General features: G+C 52.4%; 28 protein-coding genes, 4 tRNA genes and 3 rRNA genes. 14 read left to right on the top strand and 21 right to left on the bottom strand.

The window, feature by feature from the left end; genetic code table 11:
* Positions 1–49 precede the first annotated feature (49 nt).
* From gmhB to dkgB, 8 genes are all read left to right on the top strand, one after another.
* Positions 50–616, top strand: a complete 567-nt coding sequence (gene gmhB / locus LDB27_RS17500; protein ID WP_001140158.1) for a D-glycero-beta-D-manno-heptose 1,7-bisphosphate 7-phosphatase — start codon at positions 50–52, stop codon at positions 614–616.
* Between the two features lie 370 nt (positions 617–986).
* Positions 987–2,528, top strand: a 16S ribosomal RNA gene (locus tag LDB27_RS17495).
* Between the two features lie 69 nt (positions 2,529–2,597).
* Positions 2,598–2,674, top strand: a tRNA-Ile gene (locus LDB27_RS17490).
* A gap of 109 nt (positions 2,675–2,783) precedes the next feature.
* Positions 2,784–2,859: transfer RNA gene (locus LDB27_RS17485), tRNA-Ala, on the top strand.
* A gap of 182 nt (positions 2,860–3,041) precedes the next feature.
* Positions 3,042–5,947: ribosomal RNA gene (locus LDB27_RS17480) — 23S ribosomal RNA — on the top strand.
* A gap of 95 nt (positions 5,948–6,042) precedes the next feature.
* A 5S ribosomal RNA gene (gene rrf / locus LDB27_RS17475) occupies positions 6,043–6,158 on the top strand.
* Together the 16S, 23S and 5S rRNA genes with 3 tRNA genes alongside form the textbook arrangement of a ribosomal RNA operon.
* A gap of 191 nt (positions 6,159–6,349) precedes the next feature.
* Positions 6,350–6,426, top strand: a tRNA-Asp gene (locus LDB27_RS17470).
* Between the two features lie 164 nt (positions 6,427–6,590).
* A complete protein-coding gene (gene dkgB, locus LDB27_RS17465) occupies positions 6,591–7,394 on the top strand; it encodes a 2,5-didehydrogluconate reductase DkgB (RefSeq protein ID WP_225519881.1) in 804 nt (267 codons plus the stop codon).
* 20 nt (positions 7,395–7,414) lie between these two features.
* Here the strand turns inward: dkgB and yafC are convergent, their stop codons facing one another.
* A complete protein-coding gene (gene yafC / locus LDB27_RS17460) occupies positions 7,415–8,329 on the bottom strand; it encodes a DNA-binding transcriptional regulator YafC (RefSeq protein ID WP_000648540.1) in 915 nt (304 codons plus the stop codon).
* 104 nt (positions 8,330–8,433) lie between these two features.
* Between yafC and LDB27_RS17455 the strand changes: the two genes are divergently transcribed.
* The 3 genes from LDB27_RS17455 to LDB27_RS17445 all read left to right on the top strand — a co-directional run bounded on the left by LDB27_RS17455 (position 8,434) and on the right by LDB27_RS17445 (position 11,389).
* On the top strand, positions 8,434–9,609 hold the full coding sequence (locus LDB27_RS17455) for an MFS transporter (RefSeq protein ID WP_225519880.1): 1,176 nt from the start codon (positions 8,434–8,436) through the stop codon (positions 9,607–9,609).
* A 131-nt stretch (positions 9,610–9,740) separates the two neighbouring features.
* Positions 9,741–10,541 carry an endonuclease/exonuclease/phosphatase family protein gene (locus LDB27_RS17450; protein ID WP_001230970.1) on the top strand — a complete coding sequence of 267 codons (801 nt, stop codon included), beginning with the start codon at positions 9,741–9,743 and terminating at the stop codon, positions 10,539–10,541.
* Positions 10,542–10,618: 77 nt separating this feature from the next.
* Positions 10,619–11,389, top strand: coding sequence for a class I SAM-dependent methyltransferase (locus LDB27_RS17445; protein ID WP_000207240.1), 771 nt, complete (start codon positions 10,619–10,621; stop codon positions 11,387–11,389).
* 55 nt (positions 11,390–11,444) lie between these two features.
* On the opposite strand, the gene mltD is transcribed toward LDB27_RS17445, so the two are convergent.
* Positions 11,445–12,812, bottom strand: coding sequence for a murein transglycosylase D (mltD, locus tag LDB27_RS17440; protein ID WP_000644706.1), 1,368 nt, complete (start codon positions 12,810–12,812; stop codon positions 11,445–11,447).
* A gap of 71 nt (positions 12,813–12,883) precedes the next feature.
* A complete protein-coding gene (gene gloB, locus LDB27_RS17435) occupies positions 12,884–13,639 on the bottom strand; it encodes a hydroxyacylglutathione hydrolase (protein ID WP_225519879.1) in 756 nt (251 codons plus the stop codon).
* Between the two features lie 34 nt (positions 13,640–13,673).
* On the opposite strand from gloB, the gene LDB27_RS17430 reads away from it, so the two are divergent.
* Positions 13,674–14,396 (top strand): class I SAM-dependent methyltransferase, encoded by a 723-nt coding sequence (locus tag LDB27_RS17430; protein ID WP_000801238.1) that lies wholly within the window; start codon positions 13,674–13,676, stop codon positions 14,394–14,396.
* Here the strand turns inward: LDB27_RS17430 and rnhA are convergent.
* Positions 14,393–14,860, bottom strand: coding sequence for a ribonuclease HI (rnhA, locus tag LDB27_RS17425; protein ID WP_000917872.1), 468 nt, complete (start codon positions 14,858–14,860; stop codon positions 14,393–14,395). The genes LDB27_RS17430 and rnhA overlap by 4 nt on opposite strands.
* Positions 14,861–14,923: 63 nt before the next feature.
* On the opposite strand from rnhA, the gene dnaQ reads away from it, so the two are divergent.
* Both dnaQ and LDB27_RS17415 read left to right on the top strand, forming a co-directional pair.
* Positions 14,924–15,655, top strand: a complete 732-nt coding sequence (gene dnaQ, locus LDB27_RS17420) for a DNA polymerase III subunit epsilon (RefSeq protein WP_001670675.1) — start codon at positions 14,924–14,926, stop codon at positions 15,653–15,655.
* Positions 15,656–15,788: 133 nt separating this feature from the next.
* Positions 15,789–15,865: transfer RNA gene (locus LDB27_RS17415), tRNA-Asp, on the top strand.
* Between the two features lie 139 nt (positions 15,866–16,004).
* Here LDB27_RS17415 and LDB27_RS17410 read toward each other — a convergent pair.
* The 17 genes from LDB27_RS17410 to LDB27_RS17330 form a co-directional block, all read right to left on the bottom strand.
* Positions 16,005–16,850 (bottom strand): DUF4942 domain-containing protein, encoded by an 846-nt coding sequence (locus tag LDB27_RS17410; protein ID WP_001289297.1) that lies wholly within the window; start codon positions 16,848–16,850, stop codon positions 16,005–16,007.
* Positions 16,851–16,927: 77 nt separating this feature from the next.
* The gene (locus LDB27_RS17405; protein WP_001537473.1) at positions 16,928–17,122 is read right to left on the bottom strand and encodes a DUF957 domain-containing protein; all 195 of its coding nucleotides are present in this window, start codon (positions 17,120–17,122) and stop codon (positions 16,928–16,930) included.
* Positions 17,123–17,147: 25 nt separating this feature from the next.
* The gene (locus LDB27_RS17400; protein WP_000777708.1) at positions 17,148–17,639 is read right to left on the bottom strand and encodes a DUF5983 family protein; all 492 of its coding nucleotides are present in this window, start codon (positions 17,637–17,639) and stop codon (positions 17,148–17,150) included.
* Positions 17,636–18,013 carry a TA system toxin CbtA family protein gene (locus tag LDB27_RS17395; RefSeq protein ID WP_001166553.1) on the bottom strand — a complete coding sequence of 126 codons (378 nt, stop codon included), beginning with the start codon at positions 18,011–18,013 and terminating at the stop codon, positions 17,636–17,638. The genes LDB27_RS17400 and LDB27_RS17395 overlap by 4 nt, the downstream gene beginning before the upstream one ends.
* A 58-nt stretch (positions 18,014–18,071) precedes the next feature.
* The gene (locus tag LDB27_RS17390) at positions 18,072–18,716 is read right to left on the bottom strand and encodes a hypothetical protein (RefSeq protein WP_000091992.1); all 645 of its coding nucleotides are present in this window, start codon (positions 18,714–18,716) and stop codon (positions 18,072–18,074) included.
* Positions 18,713–19,084: a type IV toxin-antitoxin system YeeU family antitoxin gene (locus tag LDB27_RS17385; protein WP_000169463.1), complete on the bottom strand. Its 372-nt coding sequence runs from the start codon at positions 19,082–19,084 to the stop codon at positions 18,713–18,715. Before LDB27_RS17385 ends, LDB27_RS17390 begins: the two co-directional genes overlap by 4 nt.
* Entirely contained in the window at positions 19,056–19,424 is a 369-nt protein-coding gene (locus LDB27_RS17380; protein WP_001282841.1) for a type IV toxin-antitoxin system YeeU family antitoxin, read from the bottom strand. Before LDB27_RS17380 ends, LDB27_RS17385 begins: the two co-directional genes overlap by 29 nt.
* A 17-nt stretch (positions 19,425–19,441) precedes the next feature.
* Complete coding sequence (locus LDB27_RS17375; protein WP_000691989.1) at positions 19,442–19,663, bottom strand: DUF987 family protein; 222 nt, start codon at positions 19,661–19,663, stop codon at positions 19,442–19,444.
* Positions 19,660–19,950, bottom strand: a complete 291-nt coding sequence (locus tag LDB27_RS17370; protein WP_001243218.1) for a hypothetical protein — start codon at positions 19,948–19,950, stop codon at positions 19,660–19,662. Before LDB27_RS17370 ends, LDB27_RS17375 begins: the two co-directional genes overlap by 4 nt.
* A gap of 15 nt (positions 19,951–19,965) precedes the next feature.
* Positions 19,966–20,445 carry a RadC family protein gene (gene radC / locus LDB27_RS17365; RefSeq protein WP_001249724.1) on the bottom strand — a complete coding sequence of 160 codons (480 nt, stop codon included), beginning with the start codon at positions 20,443–20,445 and terminating at the stop codon, positions 19,966–19,968.
* A 10-nt stretch (positions 20,446–20,455) separates the two neighbouring features.
* The gene (locus LDB27_RS17360; RefSeq protein ID WP_000205295.1) at positions 20,456–20,914 is read right to left on the bottom strand and encodes an antirestriction protein; all 459 of its coding nucleotides are present in this window, start codon (positions 20,912–20,914) and stop codon (positions 20,456–20,458) included.
* 81 nt (positions 20,915–20,995) lie between these two features.
* Positions 20,996–21,379, bottom strand: coding sequence for a hypothetical protein (locus LDB27_RS17355; RefSeq protein WP_000522006.1), 384 nt, complete (start codon positions 21,377–21,379; stop codon positions 20,996–20,998).
* Positions 21,380–21,529: 150 nt separating this feature from the next.
* Entirely contained in the window at positions 21,530–21,784 is a 255-nt protein-coding gene (locus LDB27_RS17350; protein ID WP_001575635.1) for a hypothetical protein, read from the bottom strand.
* Positions 21,784–22,602, bottom strand: coding sequence for a DUF932 domain-containing protein (locus LDB27_RS17345; protein WP_001234415.1), 819 nt, complete (start codon positions 22,600–22,602; stop codon positions 21,784–21,786). Before LDB27_RS17345 ends, LDB27_RS17350 begins: the two co-directional genes overlap by 1 nt.
* A gap of 105 nt (positions 22,603–22,707) precedes the next feature.
* Positions 22,708–22,947: a DUF905 family protein gene (locus LDB27_RS17340; RefSeq protein WP_225519951.1), complete on the bottom strand. Its 240-nt coding sequence runs from the start codon at positions 22,945–22,947 to the stop codon at positions 22,708–22,710.
* A 105-nt stretch (positions 22,948–23,052) separates the two neighbouring features.
* The gene (locus LDB27_RS17335; protein WP_000789537.1) at positions 23,053–23,466 is read right to left on the bottom strand and encodes a hypothetical protein; all 414 of its coding nucleotides are present in this window, start codon (positions 23,464–23,466) and stop codon (positions 23,053–23,055) included.
* A gap of 273 nt (positions 23,467–23,739) precedes the next feature.
* Positions 23,740–24,279, bottom strand: a complete 540-nt coding sequence (locus LDB27_RS17330; RefSeq protein WP_001104017.1) for a DUF4339 domain-containing protein — start codon at positions 24,277–24,279, stop codon at positions 23,740–23,742.
* Positions 24,280–24,306 lie beyond the last annotated feature (27 nt).

Raw genomic sequence — 24,306 nt, 5'->3', positions numbered from 1 at the left:
TGAAACATGCGATACTAGCGCCACTTGCTTTACTCAGGAGCTATAAAAGGTGGCAAAGTCTGTACCCGCAATTTTTCTCGACCGTGACGGCACCATTAATGTGGATCACGGCTACGTACATGAAATCGATGCATTTGAGTTTATAGACGGCGTTATTGACGCGATGCGCGAGCTAAAAAAAATGGGCTATGCGTTGGTGGTGGTGACGAACCAGTCCGGAATCGCGCGCGGCAAATTCACTGAGGCGCAGTTTGAAACGTTAACCGAATGGATGGACTGGTCGTTGGCGGATCGCGATGTTGATTTGGACGGCATCTATTATTGTCCTCACCATCCGCAGGGCAGCATAGAAGAGTTCCGTCAGGTATGTGATTGCCGCAAGCCGCATCCAGGAATGCTTATCTCGGCGCGTGATTTCCTGCATATCGATATGGCGGCTTCTTATATGGTGGGAGACAAGCTGGAAGATATGCAGGCGGCAGCGGCGGCAAATGTCGGGACAAAAGTGCTGGTGCGTACGGGCAAACCGGTCACGGCAGAAGCAGAAAACGCGGCGGACTGGGTGTTAAACAGCCTTGCTGACCTGCCATCAGCGATAAAAAAGCAGCAAAAATAAGCGTTATGGATAAAAGATGAGCGGTTAAAACAAAAATGCATTTTTCCGCTTGTCTTCCTGAACCGACTCCCTATAATGCGCCTCCATCGACACGGCGGATGTGAATCACTTCACACAAACAGCCGGTCGGTTGAAGAGAAAAATCCTGAAATTCAGGGTTGACTCTGAAAGAGGAAAGCGTAATATACGCCACCTCGCGACGGTGAGCTGAAAGCTGCGTCGCACCTGCTCTTTAACAATTTATCAGACAATCTGTGTGGGCACTCGAAGATACGGATTCTTGACGTCGCAAGACGAAAAATGAATACCAAGTCTCAAGAGTGAACACGTAATTCATTACGAAGTTTAATTCTTTGAGCATCAAACTTTTAAATTGAAGAGTTTGATCATGGCTCAGATTGAACGCTGGCGGCAGGCCTAACACATGCAAGTCGAACGGTAACAGGAAGCAGCTTGCTGCTTTGCTGACGAGTGGCGGACGGGTGAGTAATGTCTGGGAAACTGCCTGATGGAGGGGGATAACTACTGGAAACGGTGGCTAATACCGCATAACGTCGCAAGACCAAAGAGGGGGACCTTCGGGCCTCTTGCCATCAGATGTGCCCAGATGGGATTAGCTTGTTGGTGAGGTAACGGCTCACCAAGGCGACGATCCCTAGCTGGTCTGAGAGGATGACCAGCCACACTGGAACTGAGACACGGTCCAGACTCCTACGGGAGGCAGCAGTGGGGAATATTGCACAATGGGCGCAAGCCTGATGCAGCCATGCCGCGTGTATGAAGAAGGCCTTCGGGTTGTAAAGTACTTTCAGCGGGGAGGAAGGTGTTGTGGTTAATAACCGCAGCAATTGACGTTACCCGCAGAAGAAGCACCGGCTAACTCCGTGCCAGCAGCCGCGGTAATACGGAGGGTGCAAGCGTTAATCGGAATTACTGGGCGTAAAGCGCACGCAGGCGGTCTGTCAAGTCGGATGTGAAATCCCCGGGCTCAACCTGGGAACTGCATTCGAAACTGGCAGGCTTGAGTCTTGTAGAGGGGGGTAGAATTCCAGGTGTAGCGGTGAAATGCGTAGAGATCTGGAGGAATACCGGTGGCGAAGGCGGCCCCCTGGACAAAGACTGACGCTCAGGTGCGAAAGCGTGGGGAGCAAACAGGATTAGATACCCTGGTAGTCCACGCCGTAAACGATGTCTACTTGGAGGTTGTGCCCTTGAGGCGTGGCTTCCGGAGCTAACGCGTTAAGTAGACCGCCTGGGGAGTACGGCCGCAAGGTTAAAACTCAAATGAATTGACGGGGGCCCGCACAAGCGGTGGAGCATGTGGTTTAATTCGATGCAACGCGAAGAACCTTACCTGGTCTTGACATCCACAGAACTTTCCAGAGATGGATTGGTGCCTTCGGGAACTGTGAGACAGGTGCTGCATGGCTGTCGTCAGCTCGTGTTGTGAAATGTTGGGTTAAGTCCCGCAACGAGCGCAACCCTTATCCTTTGTTGCCAGCGATTAGGTCGGGAACTCAAAGGAGACTGCCAGTGATAAACTGGAGGAAGGTGGGGATGACGTCAAGTCATCATGGCCCTTACGACCAGGGCTACACACGTGCTACAATGGCGCATACAAAGAGAAGCGACCTCGCGAGAGCAAGCGGACCTCATAAAGTGCGTCGTAGTCCGGATTGGAGTCTGCAACTCGACTCCATGAAGTCGGAATCGCTAGTAATCGTGGATCAGAATGCCACGGTGAATACGTTCCCGGGCCTTGTACACACCGCCCGTCACACCATGGGAGTGGGTTGCAAAAGAAGTAGGTAGCTTAACCTTCGGGAGGGCGCTTACCACTTTGTGATTCATGACTGGGGTGAAGTCGTAACAAGGTAACCGTAGGGGAACCTGCGGTTGGATCACCTCCTTACCTTAAAGAAGCGTACTTTGCAGTGCTCACACAGATTGTCTGATGAAAAACGAGCAGTAAAACCTCTACAGGCTTGTAGCTCAGGTGGTTAGAGCGCACCCCTGATAAGGGTGAGGTCGGTGGTTCAAGTCCACTCAGGCCTACCAGATTCGCTCCCGTGCTTTGTTGTGGCAAAGCTCGCATACTTCAGTATGCTTCGCTTCACCACGCCGCGCCCGGAAACGAATCAAAGGTAAGAGGTTCTGACTACACGATGGGGCTATAGCTCAGCTGGGAGAGCGCCTGCTTTGCACGCAGGAGGTCTGCGGTTCGATCCCGCATAGCTCCACCATCTCGTGAGTGTTTACGAAAAAATACTTCAGAGTGTACCTGAAAGGGTTCACTGCGAAGTTTTGCTCTTTAAAAATCTGGATCAAGCTGAAAATTGAAACACAGAACAACGAAAGTTGTTCGTGAGTCTCTCAAATTTTCGCAACACGATGATGAATCGCAAGAAACATCTTCGGGTTGTGAGGTTAAGCGACTAAGCGTACACGGTGGATGCCCTGGCAGTCAGAGGCGATGAAGGGCGTGCTAATCTGCGATAAGCGCCGGTAAGGTGATATGAACCGTTATAACCGGCGATACCCGAATGGGGAAACCCAGTGTGACTCGTCACACTATCATTAACTGAATCCATAGGTTAATGAGGCGAACCGGGGGAACTGAAACATCTAAGTACCCCGAGGAAAAGAAATCAACCGAGATTCCCCCAGTAGCGGCGAGCGAACGGGGAGGAGCCCAGAGCCTGAATCAGCATGTGTGTTAGTGGAAGCGTCTGGAAAGGCGCGCGATACAGGGTGACAGCCCCGTACACAAAAGCGCATGTGCTGTGAGCTCGATGAGTAGGGCGGGACACGTGGTATCCTGTCTGAATATGGGGGGACCATCCTCCAAGGCTAAATACTCCTGACTGACCGATAGTGAACCAGTACCGTGAGGGAAAGGCGAAAAGAACCCCGGCGAGGGGAGTGAAAAAGAACCTGAAACCGTGTACGTACAAGCAGTGGGAGCACCCTTTGGGGTGTGACTGCGTACCTTTTGTATAATGGGTCAGCGACTTATATTCTGTAGCAAGGTTAACCGTATAGGGGAGCCGGAGGGAAACCGAGTCTTAACCGGGCGTTAAGTTGCAGGGTATAGACCCGAAACCCGGTGATCTAGCCATGGGCAGGTTGAAGGTTGGGTAACACTAACTGGAGGACCGAACCGACTAATGTTGAAAAATTAGCGGATGACCTGTGGCTGGGGGTGAAAGGCCAATCAAACCGGGAGATAGCTGGTTCTCCCCGAAAGCTATTTAGGTAGCGCCTCGTGAATTCATCTCCGGGGGTAGAGCACTGTTTCGGCTAGGGGGCCATCCCGGCTTACCAACCCGATGCAAACTGCGAATACCGGAGAATGTTATCACGGGAGACACACGGCGGGTGCTAACGTCCGTCGTGAAGAGGGAAACAACCCAGACCGCCAGCTAAGGTCCCAAAGTCATGGTTAAGTGGGAAACGATGTGGGAAGGCCCAGACAGCCAGGATGTTGGCTTAGAAGCAGCCATCATTTAAAGAAAGCGTAATAGCTCACTGGTCGAGTCGGCCTGCGCGGAAGATGTAACGGGGCTAAACCATGCACCGAAGCTGCGGCAGCGACGCTGATGCGTTGTTGGGTAGGGGAGCGTTCTGTAAGCCTGCGAAGGTGGCCTGTGAGGGTTGCTGGAGGTATCAGAAGTGCGAATGCTGACATAAGTAACGATAAAGCGGGTGAAAAGCCCGCTCGCCGGAAGACCAAGGGTTCCTGTCCAACGTTAATCGGGGCAGGGTGAGTCGACCCCTAAGGCGAGGCCGAAAGGCGTAGTCGATGGGAAACGGGTTAATATTCCCGTACTTGGTGTTACTGCGAAGGGGGGACGGAGAAGGCTATGTTGGCCGGGCGACGGTTGTCCCGGTTTAAGCGTGTAGGTGTGTGTTCCAGGTAAATCCGGTTCACTTTAACACTGAGGCGTGATGACGAGGCACTACGGTGCTGAAGCAACAAATGCCCTGCTTCCAGGAAAAGCCTCTAAGCATCAGGTAACATCAAATCGTACCCCAAACCGACACAGGTGGTCAGGTAGAGAATACCAAGGCGCTTGAGAGAACTCGGGTGAAGGAACTAGGCAAAATGGTGCCGTAACTTCGGGAGAAGGCACGCTGACACGTAGGTGAAGTGATTTACTCATGGAGCTGAAGTCAGTCGAAGATACCAGCTGGCTGCAACTGTTTATTAAAAACACAGCACTGTGCAAACACGAAAGTGGACGTATACGGTGTGACGCCTGCCCGGTGCCGGAAGGTTAATTGATGGGGTCAGCGCAAGCGAAGCTCCTGATCGAAGCCCCGGTAAACGGCGGCCGTAACTATAACGGTCCTAAGGTAGCGAAATTCCTTGTCGGGTAAGTTCCGACCTGCACGAATGGCGTAATGATGGCCAGGCTGTCTCCACCCGAGACTCAGTGAAATTGAACTCGCTGTGAAGATGCAGTGTACCCGCGGCAAGACGGAAAGACCCCGTGAACCTTTACTATAGCTTGACACTGAACATTGAGCCTTGATGTGTAGGATAGGTGGGAGGCTTTGAAGTGTGGACGCCAGTCTGCATGGAGCCGGCCTTGAAATACCACCCTTTAATGTTTGATGTTCTAACGTGGACCCGTGATCCGGGTTGCGGACAGTGTCTGGTGGGTAGTTTGACTGGGGCGGTCTCCTCCTAAAGAGTAACGGAGGAGCACGAAGGTTGGCTAATCCTGGTCGGACATCAGGAGGTTAGTGCAATGGCATAAGCCAGCTTGACTGCGAGCGTGACGGCGCGAGCAGGTGCGAAAGCAGGTCATAGTGATCCGGTGGTTCTGAATGGAAGGGCCATCGCTCAACGGATAAAAGGTACTCCGGGGATAACAGGCTGATACCGCCCAAGAGTTCATATCGACGGCGGTGTTTGGCACCTCGATGTCGGCTCATCACATCCTGGGGCTGAAGTAGGTCCCAAGGGTATGGCTGTTCGCCATTTAAAGTGGTACGCGAGCTGGGTTTAGAACGTCGTGAGACAGTTCGGTCCCTATCTGCCGTGGGCGCTGGAGAACTGAGGGGGGCTGCTCCTAGTACGAGAGGACCGGAGTGGACGCATCACTGGTGTTCGGGTTGTCATGCCAATGGCACTGCCCGGTAGCTAAATGCGGAAGAGATAAGTGCTGAAAGCATCTAAGCACGAAACTTGCCCCGAGATGAGTTCTCCCTGAGACTTTAGGTCTCCTGAAGGAACGTTGAAGACGACGACGTTGATAGGCCGGGTGTGTAAGCGCAGCGATGCGTTGAGCTAACCGGTACTAATGAACCGTGAGGCTTAACCTTACAACGCCGAAGATGTTTTGGCGGTTGAGAAGACAGATTTTCAGCACTGATTCAGATTACATCAGAACGTAAAAACGGTCTGATAACAGAATTTGCCTGGCGGCAGTAGCGCGGTGGTCCCACCTGACCCCATGCCGAACTCAGAAGTGAAACGCCGTAGCGCCGATGGTAGTGTGGGGTCTCCCCATGCGAGAGTAGGGAACTGCCAGGCATCAAATTAGAAGTATGGCATTAACTTTCGGGGCAGTTCACTACTCGACAGAGAGTAGGACAAAAGCGAAAGCTTTTGAACGTTGCGAAGCAACGGCCCGAAGGGTGAATCACGAAGTGATTCATAAACTGCCAGGCATCAAATTGCAGTAAACCGGGATGAAAATCCGGGTTGTGACAAAGAAATTCGGTGGAGCGGTAGTTCAGTTGGTTAGAATACCTGCCTGTCACGCAGGGGGTCGCGGGTTCGAGTCCCGTCCGTTCCGCCACTTATTAAGAGCCCTGAGCATTAGCTCAGGGCTTTTTCTTTTCCTGTCATTTAATTATTGCTCAATTCGCAAAAATCCTCTGCATTTCTCGCTCTTTTTCTGCAAAGCGCTGAAGGTCATAATTCCCTCAGTTAACGAACATAGTGATTAAAAAGAGGAATTCTATGACTATCCCTGCATTCGGTTTAGGTACTTTTCGCCTGAAAGACGACGTGGTTATCGCTTCTGTTAAAACGGCGCTTGAACTGGGCTACCGTGCTGTCGACACTGCGCAAATCTATGATAATGAAGCGGCTGTTGGACAGGCGATTGCTGAGAGCTGCGTACCGCGTAGCGAGCTGTACATCACCACCAAGATCTGGATTGAAAACCTTAGCAAAGACAAGCTAATCCCAAGCCTGAAAGAGAGCCTGAAAAAACTGCGTACCGATTATGTCGATCTGACGCTGATCCACTGGCCATCTCCGGGTGATGCCGTGTCTGTCGAAGAATTTATGCAGGCATTGCTTGAAGCTAAAAAACAAGGGCTGACTCGCGAAATTGGCATTTCAAACTTCACCATTCCGTTGATGGAAAAGGCTATTGCCGCGGTGGGCGCACACAATATCGCCACCAACCAGATTGAGCTATCTCCGTATCTGCAGAATCGTAAGGTGGTTGACTGGGCGAAAGCGCACGGTATCCATATCACCTCTTATATGACGCTGGCATACGGTAAAGCGCTGAAAGATGAAGTGATTGCACGCATTGCGGCTAAACATAATGCGACCCCGGCGCAGGTTATTCTGGCATGGGCAATGGGTGAAGGTTACTCGGTGATCCCTTCATCCACCAGGCGTGAAAACCTAGCAAGCAACCTGCTGGCACTGGACCTGCATCTGGATGTCGAAGATAAAAATGCGATCGCGGCACTGGACTGCAACGATCGTCTGGTTAGCCCGGAAGGACTGGCTCCTGCCTGGGATTAATTACCCGATCCTTTGTACCTTTACCCCTCTTTCACAGCTCCTGCGGGAGCTGTTCTTATATATTCGCTCAAAAAGTCGATAAATGCCCGAATACGTGTGCTGACGGCGCGATCGCTGTAGTAAACGGCGCTGAAAGGCATTTCTACCGGCAGACGTTTATCGGCCAGCAGTTCCACCAGTTCTCCCCGCGCGATCTCTTTATCAATCATATAATCTGAAAGACATGCAATGCCGTTACCGTTCAGGCAAAGTTGTTTTAACGTTTCCCCGCTGTTGGAAGAAATCCCACATTCGATCTCATGGAGCTGCCCATCGCTACAGGCTATTGGCCAGGTATTGAGCGAGATGGGTTCAGAGAACCCCAGGCACAGATGCCGTTTTAACTCTTCAACGCTCTCAGGCTTGCCAAAGCGGGCAATATAGTCAGGTGAAGCGATAATCTTGCGATAGCTGGTAAATAACGGGCGCGCGCGCAGACTTGAATCTGTCAACGTGCCTGCGCGTATCGCAACATCCACTTTTCGTTCAATAAGATTGATGAACGTTTCTGAGGAGACAAGAGACAACGTCATTTCCGGATACCGTTCACGAAAAGGTTTAATCAGCGGCATCAGGAAATGCAGCATTACCGGCGTTGCCGCATCGATACGCAGTAAGCCGCGCGGGGTATTACGCGACTCCATGATTTCCGTTTCTGCGGCGGCCATTTCTTGCAGTATCTGCTGCACGCGCCTGAAGTATCGCTCTCCTTCTTCAGTCAGGCTCAGCTGTCGGGTCGTACGATTAAGCAGACTGACGCCGAGCTTCATCTCCAGCTTTTTAACTGCCCGGCTGACAGCGGAATTGGCCTGTCCAAGCTGCTCTGCCGCCCGGCTGAAGCTGCCGCTTTCCACGACAGCGACAAAAATTGCGAGTTCTTCGGAGGTGGCTTTCATTTTTGCTCCTGAAGCAAAATTAAATTGATATTTTGGCTATTTTTGTCATTAAAACATCCAGGCATACTGCGTGTCATCTGATTACTGCTGTTATGGAGTTATTTATGCCTCTCGCTTTATTTGCACTGACAATAAGTGCCTTCGCTATCGGTACGACTGAGTTTGTGATTGTCGGCCTGGTGCCGACCATTGCTCAACAACTGGCTATCTCGTTACCTTCCGCCGGAATGCTGGTTTCAATCTATGCGCTGGGTGTGGCTATTGGCGCGCCGGTGCTAACCGCGCTGACCGGACGCCTGCCGCGTAAACAGTTACTGGTCGCGCTGATGGTCTTGTTTACGGCGGGGAATTTGCTGGCATGGCAGGCACCGGGCTATATGACATTAATCGTCGCCCGTCTGCTGACGGGCCTGGCGCACGGCGTGTTCTTCTCGATTGGATCTATCATCGCGACAAGTCTGGTGCCAAAAGAGAAAGCGGCTTCTGCGATCGCTATTATGTTTGGTGGTTTAACGGTAGCGCTGGTCACGGGCGTTCCGCTGGGCACATTTATCGGTCAGCATTTTGGCTGGCGTGAGACCTTCCTTGCGGTATCACTGTTAGGCGTGATTGCGCTGATGAGCAGTCAACTGCTGATCCCTGCCAATATTCCCGGTCGGGCGGCCGCCAGCATTCGTGACCAGGTGAAAGTACTGACTCATCCTCGTCTGTTGCTGATTTACGCCGTTACGGCGCTGGGCTACGGCGGGGTATTCACGGCATTCACCTTCCTGGCGCCAATGATGCAGGATCTGGCGGGATTCTCCCCGGCAGCGGTAAGCTGGATCTTACTGGGGTATGGCGTATCAGTGGCTATCGGCAATATCTGGGGCGGTAAACTGGCAGATAAGCATGGTGCCGTGCCGGCGTTGAAATTCATTTTCGCCGTGCTGTTTGTTCTGCTGATGGTCTTCCAGGTGACGGCCTCCACGCAGTATGCCGCGCTGGCTACCATTCTGGTGATGGGGGTCTTTGCCTTCGGTAACGTACCGGGGTTGCAGGTCTACGTGGTACAGAAAGCGGAACAATTCACGCCTAATGCAGTAGATGTGGCGTCAGGTCTGAACATTGCGGCGTTTAACATTGGTATTGCGCTGGGTTCCGTGATTGGCGGACAAACGGTGGCGCATTACGGTTTGGCGCAGACGCCGTGGATTGGCGCCCTCATTGTTCTGGTGGCTTTCCTGCTGGTGGGCGTCAGCGGACGTCTTGATAGACCTGTACGCATTGCTCTGGAGTAAATTATTGATGTAAGCGCCTACTTACAAAACAAACTGCAATTGTTCGTTGAAAGTGAGTGCTAAAATCCCTATAACAGAAGAACCAGTCCGGTTGAGGACTGGTTGACGTTACAGAGGTTTGAAAGTCAAAAGTGCGAAAAAACACCTATGCGATGCGCTATGTTGCCGGACAGCCCGCCGAGCGGATTTTGCCGCCAGGGTCGTTTGCGAGCATTGGCCAGGCATTGCCCGCCGGGGAACCGCTAAGCAGTGAAGAGCGGATCCGTATCCTCGTGTGGAATATATTCAAGCAGCAGCGAGCCGAATGGTTATCGGTGCTGAAGAACTACGGCAAAGATGCGCATCTGGTCCTGTTGCAGGAGGCACAGACGACGCCTGAACTGGTACAGTTTGCCACCGCTAACTATCTTGCCGCCGACCAGGTTCCCGCTTTTGTATTACCTCAGCATCCGTCTGGCGTCATGACGCTTTCTGCCGCCCATCCTGTTTACTGCTGCCCTTTACGGGAAAGAGAACCAATTTTACGTTTGGCGAAATCAGCCCTGGTGACGGTATATCCCTTGCCGGATACCCGTTTATTAATGGTAGTAAATGTTCATGCGGTAAATTTTAGTCTGGGCGTGGACGTATACAGTAAGCAGTTACTTCCGATCGGCGACCAGATTGCGCACCATAGCGGCCCTGTCATTATGGCGGGTGATTTTAATGCCTGGAGCCGCCCACGTATGAATGCGTTGTACCGCTTTGCACGTGAGATGTCGCTGCGCCAGGTGCGTTTCACTGACGATCAGCGCCGTCGTGCGTTTGGACGACCGCTGGATTTTGTTTTTTATCGTGGTTTAAACGTGAATGAAGCCTCCGTACTGGTGACGCGCGCTTCCGATCACAATCCGCTACTCGTTGAATTCAGTCCCGGCAAACCTGAGCAATAAAGGTGCGTCAGGTCTGCCGTGGGGCAGGCCTCTTCGGGTGCTGCCCTTTACTTTTCTCATAACAGAAGGGCACTACCATGACAACGCATTCCCACCATGACAATGTTGAAAAGCAGTTTGGTTCACAGGCGAACGCCTATTTACATAGCGCCGTTCACGCATCGGGTCGTGACTTAGCGCGGCTGGCGCAAAGGCTGTCTGATTTTTCCCACGCGAACGTACTGGATATGGGATGTGGAGCTGGACACGCGAGTTTTGTCGCTGCGCAACATGCCTACTCGGTCGTGGCATACGATTTATCCGCCAGCATGCTTGAGGTTGTCGCTGGAGCGGCGGAAGAAAGACATTTAAGTAATATTACTCTCCGGCAAGGCTATGCCGAAAAACTGCCCTTTGAAGATGCATCGTTTGAGGTGGTGATTAGCCGCTATTCCGCGCATCACTGGCACGACGTTGGTCAGGCATTGCGTGAGGTTTATCGTGTATTAAAACCCGGCGGCGTGCTGATTATCATGGATGTCATGTCGCCTGGACATCCTGTACGCGATATCTGGCTGCAAACGGTGGAGGCGTTACGCGACACGTCGCACGTCCGTAATTATTCCAGTGGTGAATGGCTGGCGATGGTCAATAATGCGATGCTGGTAACGAATACCGTGATAACCGATCGTTTATCGCTGGAGTTTCGCTCATGGGTAACGCGGATGCGTACGCCAGCGCCGTTGGTTGAGGCGATTCGATTATATCAGGCGAGTGCCCCGGTAGAGGTGAAGCGTTATTTTGAGTTGCAGGATGACGGTTCGTTTAGCAGCGATACTATCATGCTGGAAGCGCATAAAGCGGTATAGCAATTTAAAAGGCGCCGGGGGAAGCGGCGCCTTTTGGCTTTTTCGTCGGACAATATCAGGAGTCTGGCGTGCTATTGTCCTTCACAAACAACGTAAGCTGATCGCCCGGTTGTAGATTATCCGTATCATGGTTCCAGCGCATCACATCTTTGATATTCACCCCGTGACGTCTGGCGATACTGGAAAGCGAATCGCCTTTACGGACACGATAGGTAATGCTATCGCTATTGTTTGCCAGTCGTTGCGCGCTGCTGCCAGCGCCCACGGTCAGGCTTTGCCCGATTTTCAGGCGTGAACCACGCAGGTTGTTCCACTGCTGCAAGTCCTTCGTGCTTACGCCAAGCCGCGAAGCAATACCGGAAAGCGTATCGCCAGAGCGCACCTTATAGCTACGGCTATTCAACGGCGTATTGTCGGCGATCAGTTGGGACTGAACGGCGTCAATCTCACCGGAAGCCAGCGACTCACGCAACTGCTCGGCATGCTTTTTGGGCACCATAACATATTGCGGACCGCTTACGCCTAAGGTAGACCCTTTTACACCGGCATTAAACGTCTTCAGCTTGCTGATAGACATGCCCGCCATATCCGCAACCTGGGCCATTTCAACTGGACTGTTTAAACGAACTCGTGCCAGCGCTCGGCTTTCATCTGTTGTTGGCAGACGTACGCCGTAGCGTTTGCTGTTTTTGAGAATTTCACTCAATGCCAGCATCTTAGGTACGTAGAGTTTTGTTTCTCTGGGCAAAGAAAGCGACCAGAAATCCGTCGGTTTTCCACGCGCTTTGTTTGCTTTAATTGCCCGCATAACACGGCCTTCGCCGCTGTTATACGCTGCAACGGTTAACAGCCAGTCGCCGTCAAACATTTTGTTCAGACGCTGCATCATGTCTAACGCGGCGGTCGTAGAGGCTACAACATCGCGACGCGCGTCATAATTACGGGTCTGCTTTAAACCATAATTGCGCCCTGTGCTCGGTATGATCTGCCAGATGCCTGCGGCATTGGCGCCAGACGTTGCGTGAGGATCAAAAGCGCTCTCCACTATGGGTAGTAGTACCAGCTCCATAGGCATGTTACGTTTCTTAACCTGCCCCGCTATCCAGTACATATACGGCTCTGCCCGTAAAGTTACATCGTGGAGATAGCTCTTATTGCGTAAATACTTCTGTTTCTGTTCGCGAATCCGGCTGTTTTCCGGAATTCCCATCTTTAGCTCGTCGCCAATGAAAGCCCACAAGTCCTGATCTGGCGCGATAGACGTTCCGTCGTCCATCCATCGTGCCTGACTCGTAAACTTTCCTGCTTCCCCTTGACCAGCTGCAGAAAGGCTCTGTGCGTGCTGTTGGACGTTGCCAGTGTTCTGAGACGTCTGGCACCCCACAAGCAGGACAGAGGCGAGTAATATCGCTTTTGCCTTCATGTGTGTGTCAATAGTTGCTTAAAAGACGACCGATCATAACGGCGAAGTTAGCGAATGACAAGTAAGAATTATCAGAACGTGTCTTTCTTTGACCTTAACCATGCAAAACGCGCTTCTGGTTGTTGCAATATTGTTTCTTTGTTTATTTCGTTAATTAAATCAATATCTTCAGTTCTTAAAAAAAGATTAATCTTACGTTCATTTTTAAGAATAACGGGTAATGTCATTTGTTTTTTTACACGTAACTCTTTAACTTTACGATAATATTCATTTATGAACGAATCGTGCGGAAGTATGCTCAATGCGAACTTAATGTTAGCTAAAGTGTATTCGTGAGCGCAGCAAATGAGCGTGTCGTCAGGCAGAGAATTAATTTTCATAAGTGACTGATACATCTGTGATGGCGTGCCTTCAAACAGTCGACCACAGCCGCCAGAAAACAGCGTGTCGCCGCAGAATAAGTAAGGGTGGCTAAAGTAACAGACGTGTCCTAACGTGTGACCCGGCGTGGCAAAAAGAGTAAATTTCTCGCCTAAAACGCGAATAGTATCGCCATCGCCAACAAGATGGGTTGCTCCCTTGTCTTGCGTTTCCGCCGGTCCATAAACCGTCATTTGCGGGAAGTGTTGCAACAGCTCTTTGATTCCGCCAACATGGTCGTGATGGTGATGCGTCAGAAAAATCGCCTCCGGCATCCACTTATGTTCAGCAATGGCCTTTAAGACGGGTGCCGCTTCGCCGGGATCAACAATCACACAGCGGCCTTCATCATTGGTCAGCACCCAGATGTAATTGTCCTGAAACGCGGGAATACTGTTAAGATTCATATATTACCTCTCAAATAATTAGCGGAAGGTTGCGATGAAACCGGCAAGGCTCTCTCAAACTGTCGTTGCGCCCGGATGTTGGGGTGAGTTGCCCTGGGGCAATTACTACCGTGAGGCGCTGGAACAGCAGCTAAATCCGTGGTTTGCAAAAATGTATGGTTTCCATTTGCTTAAAATCGGTAATTTAAGCGCAGAAATCAATTCCGAAGCGTGCGCGGTCTCCCATCAGGTGAATGTTTCGTCGCAGGGGTCGCCGATGCAGGTTCTGGCCGATCCGCTACACCTTCCTTTTGCAGATAAATCCGTCGATGTTTGTCTGCTGGCGCATACTTTGCCGTGGTGTACCGACCCGCACCGTTTATTGCGGGAAGCCGACCGCGTATTGATTGATGACGGTTGGCTGGTCATCAGTGGATTTAACCCGCTGAGTTTGATGGGGTTACGTAAACTGGTACCCGTTTTACGTAAAACACCGCCCTATAATAGTCGGATGTTTACCCTTATGCGGCAACTGGACTGGCTGTCTTTACTCAATTTTGAAGTGCTACATTATAGCCGTTTTCATGTCTTACCCTGGAAAAAGCAGGGGGGGCGGCTTTTAAATACGCATATCCCGGCGCTGGGCTGTTTACAGCTTATTGTGGCCCGTAAGCGGACCATCCCGCTTACGCTTAATCCGCTGCGACATAATAAAAGTAAAACCCCTATCCGCCAGACCGTTGGCGCCACCCGGCAATATCGCAAACCGGATGGCTAAGCCTCCGCCTGGTAGCCACTATCTTCCTGCGTGGGGTTCATTGCCGCGGCGCGCGCCAGTTCATCACAACGCTCGTTTTCGGGATGGCCTGCATGGCCTTTGACCCATACCCATTTGATCTGATGCTGACCTAACGCAGCATCGAGACGTTTCCAGAGATCGACATTTTTTACGGGTTTCTTTTCCGCAGTTTTCCAGCCGCGTTTCTTCCAGTTATGAATCCATTGGGTAATTCCTTGCCGCACATATTGGCTGTCGGTGCTCAATGTCACTTCGCAATGTTCTTTTAACGCTTCAAGCGCGACGATCGCCGCCATCAGTTCCATACGGTTATTGGTGGTCAGCGTGTAACCTTCACTAAACGTTTTTTCATGACCACGATAGCGTAAGATAGCGCCATAACCACCAGGCCCTGGATTCCCCAGGCAAGAGCCATCGGTGAAAATTTCTACCTGTTTAAGCATCTCTGGTAGACTTCCTGTAATTGAAATCGATAACAAAACGCAAGTCTGACATAAATGACCGATATGAGCACTGCAATTACACGACAGATTGTCCTCGATACCGAAACCACCGGTATGAACCAGATAGGCGCGCACTATGAAGGTCACAAGATTATTGAGATCGGTGCGGTTGAGGTGATAAACCGTCGTCTGACCGGCAACAATTTTCATGTTTACCTGAAGCCCGATCGCCTTGTCGATCCAGAGGCTTTTGGCGTACACGGTATTGCCGATGAGTTTCTGCTGGATAAGCCGGTTTTTGCTGATGTGGTCGATGAGTTTCTTGATTATATCCGCGGCGCGGAGCTGGTCATCCATAACGCATCGTTCGATATCGGCTTTATGGATTATGAGTTTGGTCTGCTTAAACGCGATATTCCTAAAACCAATACTTTCTGCAAAGTTACCGACAGCCTGGCGTTGGCGCGGAAAATGTTCCCCGGCAAGCGTAACAGCCTTGATGCACTGTGTTCGCGTTATGAGATAGATAATAGCAAACGTACTTTGCACGGCGCATTGCTCGATGCCCAGATCCTTGCTGAAGTGTATCTGGCGATGACGGGCGGACAAACGTCCATGACGTTTGCGATGGAAGGAGAGACGCAACGGCAGCAAGGTGAAGCGACCATTCAGCGAATCGTTCGCCAGGCCAGCCGGTTACGGGTCGTTTTTGCCTCTGAGGAAGAGCTGGCTGCGCATGAATCGCGGCTTGATCTGGTGCAGAAAAAGGGCGGAAGTTGCCTTTGGCGGGCGTAATTTATTCCTTTTTAGGCTATAAAAATCATCCTTCGGGCGATTTTTGCAGCAACTGATTCAAAAGGTGAGAAAAAGCGTTGACGGGCGACACCGCAAACCGTAATATTCGCCTCGTTCCCAGCGGGAACATCACGGAGCGGTAGTTCAGTTGGTTAGAATACCTGCCTGTCACGCAGGGGGTCGCGGGTTCGAGTCCCGTCCGTTCCGCCACTATTCGAGGCCATGCTATTGATTAGCATGGCCTTTTTCTTTTCCTGTTTTTTCTGGTGTGCCATTCAGTATGCCATCAGCGTCCGGCTTGCATCGGTGTAAATCAGCCTGTACCGGACATCAGCGTGTCGATTGAGCCTCATCCTGCCGCCACTCTCCCCGGGTAGTGTCTGGCGATGATGTCGTTCAGTTTATCCACCAGTTCCGGTCGTTTGAAAGTAATATGGGCAGTTCCCTTCTGAAAATATTTGATTTTAAACATCTCGTCCTCGTAACTGTTACTCCCTCTGTTATCGTGAATGTGATCGCCTAGGCGTCGGGTCACATCAGCACGGTTATCAGGAGCGGGTTTCCCATCCAGCAGCATAAGCATACGTTCCAGGTCAGCGAGCCGATCACGCTGCCAGCCCCAGTTCAGTCCAAATCCCCATCTGTCGCATTTTACCAGACCGTTCACGATAATTTTTTTCCCGAATTTACACGGCGAATTTGACTTAAAATCCCAGCTAAGGCTTTTGAACACATTAATCACACCGCGTTCAAACACCTCGTCTTTGCTCTGGTGCAGTTGCTCAAAGGTACTGAGTATATTCGCTTCACTGATGGCTGGAATATCATCACCTTCAAGGTTTCTGTACCACTGGTCACGGGCCTGAGCGTCCATCAGACTCAGCATTCCGGACTTCTTCATCAGGTCCCGCCATATGCTGCGATCGAGATTACGGGTAATAGCTTTCATTGCCGCTTCTGGTTTCTCCATCAGCCAGCAGCCGCAGCGAAAATCCTGCTTCATGCCCCAGTCCAGGGCGGCTTTACCGCCGATGCTTCTGGTCAGCGCCGATATTTCTGCAATCCGCTCAGTCACGGTTCTGATCTGTTCAAGTGCAGCGTTGCGTCCGGTGACGATACGTTCAATGCTGGTGGAGCAAATCATATCGGTATGGTCAGTTAAGACTTCGGGGTCGGCATTAGTGTGTTCTGACATTATTTTCTTTCCTTTATATAAGCACAAAACGCCGGTCTGTGAGGACCGGCGCTTATGCGAGTGTCAGTAAGGTGGTGTTACTGCGGAGAAAGTAAAAGCCGGAGGTAGTGTATCATCCGGACCTCGTTCAGGGCCTGTTCAACAGAGGGCAGGAGTGCTGCTGAACCGGTGAGAGTATCGTCGTTATCGAAGATGATCTCTGTACCACAGTCGATATTGTCCTGCAGCCAGCAGATCAGGATCTGCAGCCCTTCTTCAGTGGTTAATGGCATGTGTTTACCTCAGTGGGGAAGTGGGTTACCAGTCGAAGGTGGCAAAGCCTGGCAGGAGTTCGCCGAAAGCATCCAGGTGGAGAATACCAGCGGCGTAACGGCGTATCAGCGTCACCACTAACCGTCGACAGGCTTTCGACAGCCCCAGCCGTTTAAGCCGCAGAACCGGAAATGACCATGCCTCCAGGTGGAGTAAGTAGCCGGAGCCGGTATACAAAATCCACTCCGACTCGCCAAAGTCTTCATACTGGTGTGAAAGGGTAAACAGCAGAGCATTGTCTTTCTCCGTGATATGTGCGGTGCTGCACTGAATGCCGTTAACGCGGGCGACGGGCGGAAGCGGATCTTCAACAATCAGCTTTCCGGGCTCGTCAGCAACGCGAAGTGAATATCCGTTATCACAGACCACATCGATCAGGCTGGCGAGTTCAATACCGTCGATATCCACGACGATCCGGCCCCCATTAAGGGCCCGGACGTTGATTGTATCGGCTTCCACGGTCATGGACAGCTTCATCGTGCCACCCCGCTGTATCTGCCGGTGGTGATGTCGGTAACGGCCCGGTAGCCACGACGTTTCATCAGGCCACAGGCTTTTCTGGCGCGGAGAATATCGATACGGGTAATGAACGGAGACTGCACTGCAATACTGAATCCCGGGCGGTCGGTCCGGACCAGGTCATATTTTTCAACAATACCGTTCAGCGCATCGCACAGGGAGATGCCGGCGTTGATATGCTGCTCAATGACGCCGTCGTTAGCAAACGGGGTGTCGTTCAGCATCAGACCGTAGTGTTGTTGCAGCAGATGCGACAGCAGGGTCTGCCAGATGCCGACAGGCGTGGGGTGTGACGAAGTCGCCCCGGGCGGGAGTGAGGGTAAAATCTGCATAATGTGTTCTCTGTTGGTGGAAGGTAAGAAATGAACCGGAAGGGAGTGACGAAAAAGTTTAACCGAAGCGCTGGCCGGTTTCGGTGAAGGTGTAACCGCCGGCGATAAGCGCCTCATCCACGGCCTCCGGTGAGGTCAGCCAGTCGTATTGCGTTTCAAGTTGCTGATATAACCAGCGGGCCAGATCGCGTAACGCGTCACCCAGGACACCGTCTGCGTCATCGGTGGCTTCCTGACCGGTGGGGGAGTCCCGCTCAACAGTAATGTGCATACTGTATTCATGGTAATAGCGCCCCTGATGCTGAATATCAGCCTGAAGCTGCCAGAGGTTACGCTGCTGGATTGCCTGCAGCTCATCAGCAATACGGTGAAGCGCTTCGTCCTGAGGCGCATGCTTTCTGATGTGTTGTGCGGCACCGGGCTGATAGTGGTACAGCCCCTCAAAGCAGGCTCCGTCCCCCTGACAGCAGAAACCGGAAAACCAGATACAGGCTTTTTCGTAGGATCTGCCGCCGGTGGTGGTGAAGATACGTGTTTTGAGTCTCACGCCCAGGATGTTGCAAATCAGGGTGAAATCCTCATAAACAGCGTCGTACCACTCATACTCCAGCCCCCCTTCGCAGTACCAGGCGCGGGCCTTCTTGCGGGCTGACTCTGAGAGTTCATCAGACAGATACACCGTGGTGGAAATGACCCGGCTCATCGTGCCATACCTCCGGTTTCAGGCGGTTCTCCGGGGTAAATGGCGAGATAAATGTAGCCGCACGACCCGAGTGAGTCGGCCTCGCATACCAGTCCCTTTGCGTACAGGGTGACGCAGTGCTGATGGCGGGGATTAAGCTCACCGGAAAGTAACATCAGCTCCAGTTGTTTCAGTAGTACCGGAAAGGCCTGGTCCAGGTGACGTAAATCCGCGTCGCTGAACTGTCCGGTAATGCCGGCGCGGTCAGCCAGGTAATGCAGGCGGTTGCCCTCCTGAACCAGCCGTGCGCCAAAACATGGTGACACATTGCGGCGGAGTCCCCACCAGGGAGACGTGAGGTCATGTACGGTGGTTGTGGTCTTCGTCATTTAAGGGTTCCTCTGACAAGGGGGATTCATCAGATTTCGGGTAAATCATCAGGCTGACAGCGCCCTGTGGACCGGGTTCTGATTCACAGGTCAGCCCGTTGTGGTGAAAGACATGCGGCGTCTGTGCCTCCGGTGAGCCGGGGGACGCCATCGTGACCATCTGCTGTAATATCAGCGGGAAGGCCTGCTCCAGCCAGCGGGCCTCCTCCTCCGTGAATGCCGCCCTGATATCGTCCCTGCTGGTCTGTAAACGGAACAGACAGCCGTCCTGCAGCAGACGGCCCCGGATGCAGGGGACTGAATGATTATCCGGTTGTTTGCGGTCGGGGTTATCTGACATCGGTTTTCCTCCGTGGGTTAATTCAGGGTGACGCACATCAGGCGGGTGTACGGGCCGTGGCGGTCCCGGCGTCGTTCAGCGTACACGGCCAGTACGCCACTGATATCCTGTACGTCCCGGTCGTACCAGTGACAGACGCTGCCGGACCACGGATATTTCCCGGTACAGAAGCGAAACAGACGGGACTGCGGGTGCCGGCGGTATATCGCCATTGCCCGGCGTTTGCTGATAATTTTCATACGGCAGTCCCGCCTGAGCTGGTGTTTTTCAGCAGGGCATCAACAATATCATTCCAGCACCACTCCTCATCCTCCGGGACAGGTAGCGTTATCTGTCTGAACGGTATCTTCAGGAGCCCGGCGAGGCGTGCTGCAATATCCGTGAGAGGTTTGTCGCCCTGCGCGATATCAGCACACTCCAGGAAGAGACCGTGTACATAAACCGCTTCATCCCCGTTCTCCAGACGAAGAACGGTCACGCCACTGAAAATATCAGCGGGTATAACCTGCGTTTCATCGTTTCTCATGGTGTCATTACCTTTTTAAAGCCAGCCGCGTTCAGCGAACGAGACAATCTCCATGCCGCCAACCACCAGGTGATCCAGCAGACGGATATCCACCAGGTCCAGGGCCTGTCTGAGCCGCTCTGTTATCTGACGGTCCGCCAGGCTGGGATCGGCAAGCCCCGACGGATGACAATGCGCCACAATGACAGCGGCGGCGTTATGTTTCAGACCGGATTTCACCACTTCGCGGGGATGGACCTGAGTATGGTTGATAGTGCCGCTGAAGAGCGTTTCGTGAGCAATAAGGCGATGCTGGTTATCGAGGAAGAGCGCAACAAATTCTTCCCGCTCTGGCGCGGAGAGTTGCAGGCGTAGCCAGTCCCGGACAGCATGGCTGGAGGTAAATGCCGCCCCGGGTTCGCGTAACTGGCTCTCCAGCAGGGTTAAGGCTTCCCGGATGATTTGTTGTGCGGATGCCGGTAATGTGGCGGCAAACAGCGGTAACTGTTGTCTCATGTCGGTATCCTCAGTCGGTGATATGCATGATGGCGCTGCATTCAGGATGGTTAAGGGTATAATCCCGCAGGTGGAGGTAATGCGCGGTCATCAGGTCGCTGCCGGTACGGCAGGCATGGTGGCTGTACTCCAGCAGGCAGGCGGTGATCCCGACCGCCTCAGGGCTCATGTCCGCGCTGTTGCCGTTCATGGCGTTGAACAGTGACCAGGTGTCGTCCCCGTCATCCGCCTCCGGGGCCATAAATGCGCCACCGTTGCTCAGCGTGTAAAACTGCCAGATACCGCCGCTGTAGTCCGCGCACAGGCGGTCCGTCCAGGCGAAGATACGGGGCTCCAGTAATATCCACTGCGGAACGCCCCGGAAGTGGCGGGGCCAGAAGTCAGGGCGGTCCTCATCCGGTACGGGCGTGGCGGTGATGAGGGTTTCATCAGGCGCAGGGATAAGTTCAGGGTTAATTGCTGTGGTCATTATGGTTTCCTTAACAGACTGAAATATAACCGGTTCGGGGATATCCGGAACCGGCTGAACTGAAGGGGATCTACGGGGACGTCACCACCAGGCGTGGAAACACAGGCGGTGGGTGTTGAAATCAAACGACGCCAGCTGTTGCTGTACAAACTGTTTCAGGTTTTCCACGTCAGACCAGTAACTGTCGTCGTACTCCTGCGAGCCGAAGAAGAACCCTTCGGTGGTCGGGAACAGGTCGTGGCAGTTTTCCGGCGTGAGGCGGTCAAGAGTGGCCCGGAGTTTTTCCAGGTCCTGGCGGGTCAGGGGGACATCAGTACAGTTCTCCACCTCCCCGGCGTTGGCATCAATCCAGTTGAGCAGAGCGTTGAACTTGCGGTAATACCCGACGGCCTCGTCCTGCTCCCGGCGGGTGGTGTCTGCCGTGGTTTCGGCCGGACGTTTAATGAAATATAAATCGAGTCCCATGGGGAACCTCCTGATTACGCTGAGATAAATGAAAAGGCCATGCACGGGAAGAGCATGGCCCGGGGTGTCTGTCGGTGAATAAGCGGAGTGGGGTGACTTTCGGATGTTGTTACTGGCAATATCGGGGGGCAGGAGAACAAGCTTTTCGTCTTATTTGCCGGGGTGAGTATTCTGGTTCAGGTGGAATGCCGGGCAGGACTGTGCATAGCCGTCAGCGCCAGACCGTGCGGGCCAGGTACCATCAGTAATGAACAGCCGACACAGGCTGAGCTCACCGGGCCGGTAACAGAGGTGAGAACACCAGGCACAGAGGTCGTCGTCGGATATGGAACGGCAGCCTGGCTGGTTCGCCAGGGATACCGGATATATTCTGGCCTGACGGGCATCAGCAGGAACATGGCGCATCAACTCAGCGCCTGCTGCATCTGTTCCGCCATCACCCACAGGGCACGGTTTAGCCTGATGTCCCCGTCAATGCCGTTAACGGCTCGGGTATGGCTGCGTTTGCCCTTCGCAGTACGTCCCGGAAGCCCGCCTTTCAGCAGGTTCTCCTGGATACGCTGGTACGTTGTCCACAGGTCATCACTGCGGTCTTCATAACGTCGGGGTGTCAGTATCTGCGTTGCCGTCACCGGCTGATGTTCTTCACCAAAACGGTACGTCAGGGCAGCATTCGCCAGTGCATGCTGTGCCAGTGGCGGTAATAAAAGTGACTGCATGGCGTCGCGCTTCTCTTCCATCCGGTCAAAGACGCTGAGTACGTCGTAGGCTCCCTCAATGACCTTGTTAACGACATCGCCCCGGTGCGGAACTCTGATTTCGCCAAAGGACTGCCCGCAGACGAGCGAATTCGTGCATACGCTGCGGAAAATTCCCGGCAATAACTGAAAACTGGACTCACCACTGTGCGAATTCAGGATGATGATTTCCGGCACCTGCTGACCGTGTATCTGACCGGTGCGACGCAGGCGGAGCATGTGCTTCGTATATTCCCGACGAGCAGGGTCACGAACCCGTGACTGACAAGCGAAGAACGGCTGGAACCCTTCCCGTTGAAGGTTTTCCAGGATGGTGATGGTCGGTATGCAGGTGTAGCGTTCACTGCGGGACGCATGTTTGTCCTCACCAAAAACGCTGGGGACCACCTGTATTAATTCTTCACGGGTTAAGGGACGGTCGCGGCGTATCTGGTTAATCCGTCCAAAGCGGCTGGCTAAGCGCATTGTTAATTTCCTTCGTGGGTTGATTTAACTGCATAAACAAAAAGCCATGCTCCTGTGGGAACATGGCCTGTTGGCGTGGTTGCTGGTGGGGTGAGCAGCGGTGAGTCAGTGTCGGGGTATTCCGTGGCTGAGCAGATAGCGGTTCAGCCAGTACCAGGCACGGGCTTCAAAATTCCATGCCCACCGGAGCAACTGATTATAACTGTCGCGTATGACCAGCCGGAAATGTGTGCCCTGGTCATCTTCAATAAACACATTGCGGTAAGCTGTTGTGACGGCAATCGCCTGCGTGCGTGAGAAAGGGCCTTCGCCTTCAGGCAATAAAAGTGATGTACAGTCTGGCATATCTGTTACTTTATAGTAAAAAGCGCCTGTCATCATGGCAGGCGCTGTATTAATTACTAATATTAATAAATTAATAACACACAGATCAGGCGCATGATTTATTCCTTAGATTTTAATTTGGTCAAGTCCGACAACTTCGTGAATTGTGTTGTCGTAAAGTTTAACGCCCAGTTTACCGTTTTTCAGCGTAACGAAACTGGCTTTGATATCGCCTTCACAACTTTGATTGTCGTTGTATTTGATGGTCTGAGCTTTGCCGGTGTAAAAGTTAATCACGCCGTAGAAACCATCCCAACACGCCGTACCGCCCATAGCGTGTACCAGACCGTATTGCATGTCTTTGGATGTACCCAGGTATTTACATCTTCCATCAGTGGTATCGGTCCCCTGACACCAGAACTCCGTACCGTCAGTGACGTCAGTAAGGTTGTGCGGTAAAGGTACAGCCGTGTTTGCAGATACATTACCGGTAAAGAAACTGATAACTGCAACCATTAAAATGGTGATAATATTTTTCATGATAAATACTCCAGTGTTTCTGATGTTAAATAAAAATATAAGCCCCCTGTTTCCGCAACACTTATAACTCCCCCCGAGAGGCCGAAATTAAAGTCCGGCCTGTTTATTAAACACATGCCCGAAGTATGCACTTCAACGGGGGAATATTTTATATTGTGACTTTGACTGTCCTCTGAATCAAATAAGACACAGCTGCTCCAAGGCGATTTACATCATTTACTTGTTAATTACACTAATGACCTGATTATTTAGTAAACTCTGTGATAAAGAATATCAGGCAGTTAATAACACCAGTATTAACATAACCAACCAGACCCAGAAATAAGCCGGTTTCTGACCGAGGGCTTTAGCCCTGCGCCACAGATAAAACGGAACCAGCCAGGCCAGCCAGCCAAAGGCAGCGGTATCAACGCCGGATTTACGGAGCCGTCGTTCATCCAGATACCCCAGCGCAATATTCAGTATCAGTGTGATAAACCAGTATTGCCCCTCCGTCACGGCGGCATACGCCTCTTCAAATTCCATTCCGCTCAGCCCGGCCGTCCACATCTCCAGGGCATACCCAATCAGGGGCGCAAAGGCCAGCGTCCAGACCACGCCTCCGGGGATACGATTGCCGGGCAGCGCGGGGGGAACCGCACATTGTTTCAGGACATCTGCCAGCGGCGTGGCTGACAGCGGCTGCCATTCCGTCATGCCCTGTTGCCATACCAGCGTTGAGGCATTCAGCTCCCCGCGCTGAATACGTTCGGTTATGTCGGCTTCGGTCACATTGTCGTGACGCACGCCATTTTTCTCATAATGCCAGTTCATTCTTTTCCTTTATTTTTAATGTGTTAA

Source organism: Salmonella sp. JXY0409-18, from assembly GCF_020268625.1.
Taxonomy (GTDB): domain Bacteria; phylum Pseudomonadota; class Gammaproteobacteria; order Enterobacterales; family Enterobacteriaceae; genus Salmonella; species Salmonella enterica.
Note: the sequence above shows the minus strand (reverse complement) of the source record. Positions and strands in the feature narration are given on the sequence as shown.